A 1,097-nucleotide genomic window follows, 5' to 3' on the forward strand; every position below is an offset into this window, starting at 1 on the left:
TTGCCGATGCCTTTTTGTACGGCTTCACTCAAGGTGACAACTAAATTAGCAGCAACTGCAACACTGGTGGCGTTGTCGCCGGGGGTGAAAGTGGCTGTCGGCGCTGTGGTATCAAGGCCGTTACCTTGAATGGTAAAGGTATAAGTAGATTCGTCGAGATCGTTGCTGGAAATATTAATTCGTGCGGTGCGAGTGCCGATAGCCGAAGGTTGGAAAGTAATTTCAAATGGGGTAGCTTGACTGGCACTAATAGTGTTGGCTGGTAATGTCTTGACGGTAAAATCACTGGCATTGGCCCCTGTAATGGTGACTACAGGCGTACCCGATAACGTCAAATTACTAGAACCCAAATTTTCAATGCTAAAGGTGCGAACTAGCGGGCTACCAACTGGGGTATCAGCAAAAGCAGTGCCATCAATTGTCGTGGGTGTAATATCTTGATTGGCGATGGAAGTACCATTGCCTTTGAGATCAATTTCCGGCGGGTTAATAAAGAAAGCTAAATCATTAGAGGCATTGGCATTGCCGTAGTTGAAGATATAGTTCCCACCCCCATAAGGGTTGGTATTCGAGAAAGAGAATGTACCTGTTCCCTCAAAAATAACGGAGTAGGTTTGCCCACTGGTAGCCGAATAAGGAGTGTCTAATTTAACTGTTTTCCAACCCATGCCCGATGGGAGTGATATGCTCTGTTGATAGGTAGGAGTACCTTTGTTCCCGCCAGCGCCGCTGCCATTACTGCTGTTGTAAATCAATAAATTGCCAGTAAAAGCACCTCCGGTATAAACCGCAATCTCGCTAATTGTTCCATTCTCAGAAGCTGTGAAGCTCTGTCCCTGATGACTGGTATTAGCACTACCGTTTTGGGTTAATTGTGGGATGGGAGGAATCGGCAGCGTGGAAGCGGTGAGGGTTGTGAAGTTCCAACTGGTTGGCCCTGTAATCCCGGCATAATTGTTACCAGCCGAGTCTTTAATCGCACCGCTAGCAATTTCTACATAGTATTCGGTACTTGGTGCGAGGTCAGCGGTAGGATTAATGGTGACGGTACTGCCGCTAACGGTGACATTGGCTGATGTGACATCAATGGTTTCCAC

The 1,097-nt window shown here is 47.1% G+C and carries 1 protein-coding gene; it reads right to left on the minus strand.

The features are described 5' to 3' along the window. The coding region (locus QUB16_RS33405) for a choice-of-anchor D domain-containing protein (protein ID WP_333322696.1) at nucleotides 1–1,097 on the minus strand (1,097 nt) is incomplete at both ends.

It is taken from the genome of Microcoleus sp. D3_18a_C4 (assembly GCF_036702415.1).
GTDB lineage: Bacteria > Cyanobacteriota > Cyanobacteriia > Cyanobacteriales > Microcoleaceae > Microcoleus.